General features: G+C 31.7%; 10 protein-coding genes and 1 pseudogene. 1 reads left to right on the forward strand and 10 read right to left on the reverse strand.

Annotation, left to right across the window (positions count from 1 at the left end; translation table 11 throughout):
* Positions 1-106: 106 nt before the first annotated feature.
* The 9 genes from ACSV4D_RS17935 to ACSV4D_RS17975 all read right to left on the reverse strand — a co-directional run bounded on the left by ACSV4D_RS17935 (position 107) and on the right by ACSV4D_RS17975 (position 4,347).
* Positions 107-505, reverse strand: a complete 399-nt coding sequence (locus ACSV4D_RS17935) for a dihydrofolate reductase family protein (RefSeq protein WP_439229369.1) — start codon at positions 503-505, stop codon at positions 107-109.
* Positions 506-613: 108 nt separating this feature from the next.
* Positions 614-964 (reverse strand): hypothetical protein, encoded by a 351-nt coding sequence (locus tag ACSV4D_RS17940; RefSeq protein ID WP_439229361.1) that lies wholly within the window; start codon positions 962-964, stop codon positions 614-616.
* Between the two features lie 151 nt (positions 965-1,115).
* Positions 1,116-1,667, reverse strand: a complete 552-nt coding sequence (locus ACSV4D_RS17945) for an NADPH-dependent FMN reductase (protein ID WP_439229362.1) — start codon at positions 1,665-1,667, stop codon at positions 1,116-1,118.
* A 10-nt stretch (positions 1,668-1,677) separates the two neighbouring features.
* Positions 1,678-1,992: a hypothetical protein gene (locus tag ACSV4D_RS17950; RefSeq protein ID WP_439229363.1), complete on the reverse strand. Its 315-nt coding sequence runs from the start codon at positions 1,990-1,992 to the stop codon at positions 1,678-1,680.
* 62 nt (positions 1,993-2,054) lie between these two features.
* Positions 2,055-2,903, reverse strand: a complete 849-nt coding sequence (locus ACSV4D_RS17955) for a sigma-70 family RNA polymerase sigma factor (protein ID WP_439229364.1) — start codon at positions 2,901-2,903, stop codon at positions 2,055-2,057.
* A 188-nt stretch (positions 2,904-3,091) separates the two neighbouring features.
* A complete protein-coding gene (locus ACSV4D_RS17960; RefSeq protein WP_439229365.1) occupies positions 3,092-3,394 on the reverse strand; it encodes a putative quinol monooxygenase in 303 nt (100 codons plus the stop codon).
* Between the two features lie 11 nt (positions 3,395-3,405).
* Positions 3,406-3,819 carry a DUF6157 family protein gene (locus ACSV4D_RS17965; RefSeq protein WP_439229366.1) on the reverse strand — a complete coding sequence of 138 codons (414 nt, stop codon included), beginning with the start codon at positions 3,817-3,819 and terminating at the stop codon, positions 3,406-3,408.
* Positions 3,819-4,172, reverse strand: coding sequence for a nuclear transport factor 2 family protein (locus tag ACSV4D_RS17970; RefSeq protein WP_439229367.1), 354 nt, complete (start codon positions 4,170-4,172; stop codon positions 3,819-3,821). The genes ACSV4D_RS17965 and ACSV4D_RS17970 overlap by 1 nt, the downstream gene beginning before the upstream one ends.
* Before the next feature lie 40 nt (positions 4,173-4,212).
* Positions 4,213-4,347 carry a DUF6194 family protein gene (locus ACSV4D_RS17975; protein ID WP_439229370.1) on the reverse strand — a complete coding sequence of 45 codons (135 nt, stop codon included), beginning with the start codon at positions 4,345-4,347 and terminating at the stop codon, positions 4,213-4,215.
* Here ACSV4D_RS17975 and ACSV4D_RS17980 point away from each other — a divergent pair.
* Positions 4,342-4,611 carry a winged helix-turn-helix transcriptional regulator gene (locus ACSV4D_RS17980; RefSeq protein WP_439229368.1) on the forward strand — a complete coding sequence of 90 codons (270 nt, stop codon included), beginning with the start codon at positions 4,342-4,344 and terminating at the stop codon, positions 4,609-4,611. The genes ACSV4D_RS17975 and ACSV4D_RS17980 overlap by 6 nt on opposite strands.
* A gap of 6 nt (positions 4,612-4,617) precedes the next feature.
* Here the strand turns inward: ACSV4D_RS17980 and ACSV4D_RS17985 are convergent.
* Positions 4,618-4,878 (reverse strand): annotated as a pseudogene (locus tag ACSV4D_RS17985) (SRPBCC domain-containing protein); the annotation flags it as partial.

Consider the following 4,878-nt stretch of genomic DNA (forward strand, 5'->3'; position numbering starts at 1 on the left):
AATTGTCTTTCCGTTTCCTTCAGTCGTTATGATTTGAGAAAACGCAGAATTTTTTATTAGTCCTTCCGGATTTATATATTCCATTCTATTCATCATTGTTCGTTGTTTATTTTTTTCGTTTGTAATATACCTGTACCAATCCCGTATCAAATGTTTTGGCACTTATAAATTCCAATAGTTGCTCTGGTCTACCTTCTTTAAATAATCTTGTGCCATTGCCAAGAAGAATGGGCACTACAGAAATAGTAAGTTCATTAATGAGGTCACATTTTAGTAGTTCGTTAACAACTTCAGCACCACCATCACAATAAATGTCTTTACCCGCTTCGCTTTTAAGTTGTGTTACTAAGTCTTTTATATTACCTGTATAAAATTTAATTCTACCGTTGTCTGGACGTTCCGTTCTTGTATATGGAAAGTTGCGTGTAGATAAGCTCGAACCATTCGGATTAGAACAGACCTTAAAAATATGAATAAGCCAATGGATTAAGCACTTTGAAACAATTTTTTATATACGTTAGCCACTGGCTTTATTCCATTCTGCTTGAAGTCGGATTCTCATTTTGCAATCCTATTTAGATTCTATTGGTTGTCAGTTTCTTATTTTCATTCATCATTTATTTATCCAATGCCCAAAATATTTATTTGTCAAAGGCATAATAGGATATTGCATTAATATTGCAACAAATATAAGATTCAAAAAGATTGCAATTTTAGGTTCTAATGTTTGCATGGGTAAAATGAAACCCAAAAGTAAATCTGTTATTAAAATTAATGGAAATACAGTAAGTATTGTTATCAAAAAACCTTTCCAAAATATGGGTTGACCTATTTTAGGTTTACTGAATTCTAAAGCTTTGTTGAAATACTTTTTTTGAAAATATGACTTTTCCCAAACCTTTAAATTGGTATAACTATCAAAGCTTGTATGTAGATTAAATTCTGTAACTTGATTATTGCTCATTTTGTACTTTGTAACCTTTAGCTCAATAAAACCTTCAGAGGAATTCAGATTTTTTTTGAAGCACTTCAACCATTTTTCAAAAGAAAGTTGGTGAGTGTTATGAACAGTGACTCTGTTGATTGTATTTATTCTTTTTTTTTACCATTCTATTTTAAGCTTTTGCATATTCAAACTTTAAAGACTGCTCAAATTTCTCAATTGAATCATTTATTTTTATAATTATTTCAGTTTGCTCAATGTTGATTTTTTTATCAGTTATAAATGACCCAAACTGCGGTAAACTAAATGTGTCGATAACTTTTCCGTCAAAAAAAGGAAAAGATTTTTCCGCGATGCTCAGTACTGATTTTCCGCCATTTGGTCCTGGGGACGCATTGAGCAATAAAATAGGCTTCCCTCTAAAGAAAGAACGTTCAACTCTTGTAAGCCAATCTAAAACATTTTTAAAAAACGCTGGAAAATTTCCATTGTGTTCAGGTATGGCAATGATATAAGCGTCATAACCAATTACGGTATTATAAAGCGACATCAATACATTTGAATGTCCGTTTTGTTGTTCTTCTTCGATGCTAAACATTGGAAGTTCGTAATCACGTAAATCAATAATATCAACAGGCACATTTAGAAATTGTGTACTATATTTAATGAGTTCCTGATTGATGGAAGTCCTACTATTGCTTCCGGAGAATGCTAAAATTTTCATATTCCAAGTTTTAACCATTAAAAATATCATGTGAAGAAGCAACTACTTCCATTACTTCAATTTCTGGCAAGTATTCTAAACCACTATCATCTCTTTGTTTTTGGAAAGATAGAAACGATGGCACCTGAAGCAATCTTTTTTGAATGTCCTCATTTTTGTAATGAGAAAGATGAACAAAAGTTTTGCCGTCTCCGCATATATAGGAAACGTAGCGAAATTCATTGGTGTTAATTTTTTTAAAATCAACCATAAACAAGTTTATGTTTTCTTGGTTCTTCTGAACGAATTCAGGTTTCACGGTGTAAGTTACTTTTACGATTATCATTTTATTTGTTTTAAATTATTGTTACATATAAAACAAACGAGAGAATCAAAACGTGACAAAAATTATAAAATATTTTTATTTTTTAGTTTTGTTGGGTCAACAATTGAGTAAATGCTTTTGATTTTTGAATAGTCCTTTTCAAGTTCAAAAATCTGACAGTTAACAAGTTTGCCGTCATTGTAAAAAAGTAGTGCGGGTTGGTGGTTAACTGTACTTAATACAATGACGAAAGATTTTTGATAGGCATCATAAACGTACAACATAAGTTCAATTGTCGCTTTGATGCCAACTACAAGTTCGCTGACTATGGCAACCTTACCACCACCATCGGTTTTGACCAAAATATCTTCTGATAGTATTTTTTCCAAGGCATTGACGTTCCCATTTTTTATTATGTCGATGTAATTTTGTAACAAGTCTGTTGTAACCGAATAACTTGGGTATGAATTTATATCAATGCCATCTAATGATTTTTTAGCCCTACTTAATAGTTTTCTAGAGTTTTCAATTGAAAAAGAAAGTGTGTCCGCAATTTCTTGGTGTGAATAATCAAATGCTTCTTTTAAGATAAATACCGCTCTTTCTTTTGGGTTCAGGTTCTCCAATAGTACCAACATAGAATAGGATATAATTTCCTCACGTTGTATGTTAGAATCTGCTTTTTCCGTTGTAATTGGCTCTGGAAGCCAAATTGAATTTCCATTAATCTTTTGATTTCTTTTTTTGATATTGATGGACTGATTGATTACTCCTTTGATAAGATATCCGATTTCATTTTCAATTCCGTGTTTTGAGGTAGAAATATATTTGGTTATTACGTCCTGAATTGCGTCCATTGAATCATCAGTAGAGCCTAAAATGTTGTAAGCATAAGGAAATAATTTTTTTTGATATTGGTTGTATAAATCCATTTATTTACGATTAGACTAATTTGGAACGAGTTATTTTCAGCTTGTGGTTAATGTTCTTGGGATTTGCGTTCGGGCGGAAATCGAAGCACAAAAATTGACATTATTACTAAAATTTAATTAAAAAAACTGCTGATGAATTTGCACATCAGCCCGCCTGATGCAAAACCTTGCTAGCGGCAGGTAGTTCTTTATATTCCTGCTCCACCTAAAATTTCAAGTTCTTGTCCTTTCGTCGGTTGACCGTCCAATTTGGGCATTACTTTCATTATTAGTTCTTTTACTCCTTCAACATTTAGCGAGTTGTCATGGTCATCTTTACTATCCCAAATTTCTGTTACATATACTGAATTTTGGTCGTTTTCGTCTTTACCAATTACATATACTTTGCATCCTTTTGATGTAGATACGAGCTTTGATGCTTCCAATAAAATTGTTGTAACTTCTTCTTGGTGTCCTGATTTTGCTGTTAATTTTCCGTGTAATAAATACATATTTTCTTTTTTTATTTTTTAGTTGAACGCATTGCTTTTACTTTTTTTATTTGTATATCATTCAAAAAGTTTTGATACTGTTCGGTGTCCATTCCGTAAAGAGCAACTTTCCCATTTTTATCAAAATGAATTCCAAAACCGTATGTTTTGGTTAAAGGTGATGCTCTTAAACAAGCTTGTCCTTTTGAGAAAAACTCTTCTCTCGCTTGTTTATATTCAGTAATGGTCAAATCATTTCTATCTGCAAATATTTTAAATAATATATCATCAGATGTGTATTTGTATGGATTTTTCACTACCAGTTCATATTGCATTTCGGCAATAGTCCTCTTCTCTTTAATAGGTGGTTTTGCACCACAGTCTGCTTTTGTGTCTTCTGCAACTTCGATAAATGTGTCAAAATAATTTGTAGTATGAATCTTCATTATCCCAAATTGTAAAAGTGATTTTCCTGAATGATTTTGCCATCTTTCCATCTCTGAACTGATATTTGTTTGTAATCGAGTCTCCCAAATGTTTTATTCGTAAAGATGTAGTGCCAATGAGCAACCGATAAATTTTCTTCAATAATAGTCGAAAGTAATTCAATTTTTTCAACTTTTGAATTTGTAATAAAATTTTCAACCGCCTTCCGAAAATCTTCGATTCCTCTTGTCGGTTCATTACCGTTGTCTGTTGAAATAATATTCTGGTCATAAAATTTATCAACTGCTTCAATAAATTTATATTGTTGTACAAGCGAGTTAAACTCTTCTACCGTGTCTTTGAAATTTTTCATATTTCCATTTTTTAAATTGTTTTTCTTTTTCGTTTAATTTTTATTTCTTTTTAAAGTCATCAAATGATGATTCTAAATATTCCTTTATAGAATCAAATAATTCTTTTGAAGGATTAATTACACATATCCAATTCATAGAACCATAGGTAGGATTGTAGCCTTCCCTAAAATGGATTTGATTTCAGGTAAATGGACGATGACTGTTATAAATACTTTAATGTCCGGAAAATTGAGATTCAAAGAACTAGAACGGGCAATAGAGGGGATTAATACCAGAATGTTGGTTAAAACCCTTAAAGAACTTGAATCAAGAAAAATTGTTAACAGAAAGGCTTATGCAACAGTACCTCCAACAGTGGAATATTCTCTAACAAAAAAAGGCATGACTTTACAACCGGTCATCAAAGAAATTCAGAATTGGGCCATAAATAATTTGTAAATGACACTATCTCAATAGTTCAGTGCCAATTATCTTCATTATCTCTGTCCAATATGCTTTCATTTCATTTCGCTGTTCGGTATTCAATAATTTCTCTTGATGGATGGCTATGGTTGCCTTTGTTTGATTTTCAATAACTCGAATTTGAACGGTTGACACGTTTTCCCAATGGGTAAGTTTCCAATTCAAGCGAATATGGGAATTTGCTTTAAAAACACGGACAAGACCTGTTATGCCATTTTCAGTTTCGAATTCTTTTTTAATTTC

The sequence above is a fragment of the Flavobacterium sp. ARAG 55.4 genome (genome assembly GCF_051846875.1).
Classification (GTDB): domain Bacteria; phylum Bacteroidota; class Bacteroidia; order Flavobacteriales; family Flavobacteriaceae; genus Flavobacterium; species Flavobacterium plantiphilum.

What these genes read in the sequence shown, in the direction of transcription:
- ACSV4D_RS17940 (WP_439229361.1), bottom strand. Translation starts at nt 964, where the DNA reads ATGAGCAATAATCAAGTTACAGAATTTAATCTACATACAAGCTTTGAT.
- ACSV4D_RS17945 (WP_439229362.1), bottom strand. Translation starts at nt 1,667, where the DNA reads ATGAAAATTTTAGCATTCTCCGGAAGCAATAGTAGGACTTCCATCAAT.
- ACSV4D_RS17950 (WP_439229363.1), bottom strand. Translation starts at nt 1,992, where the DNA reads ATGATAATCGTAAAAGTAACTTACACCGTGAAACCTGAATTCGTTCAG.
- ACSV4D_RS17955 (WP_439229364.1), bottom strand. Translation starts at nt 2,903, where the DNA reads ATGGATTTATACAACCAATATCAAAAAAAATTATTTCCTTATGCTTAC.
- ACSV4D_RS17960 (WP_439229365.1), bottom strand. Translation starts at nt 3,394, where the DNA reads ATGTATTTATTACACGGAAAATTAACAGCAAAATCAGGACACCAAGAA.
- ACSV4D_RS17965 (WP_439229366.1), bottom strand. Translation starts at nt 3,819, where the DNA reads ATGAAGATTCATACTACAAATTATTTTGACACATTTATCGAAGTTGCA.
- ACSV4D_RS17970 (WP_439229367.1), bottom strand. Translation starts at nt 4,172, where the DNA reads ATGAAAAATTTCAAAGACACGGTAGAAGAGTTTAACTCGCTTGTACAA.
- ACSV4D_RS17980 (WP_439229368.1), top strand. Translation starts at nt 4,342, where the DNA reads ATGGATTTGATTTCAGGTAAATGGACGATGACTGTTATAAATACTTTA.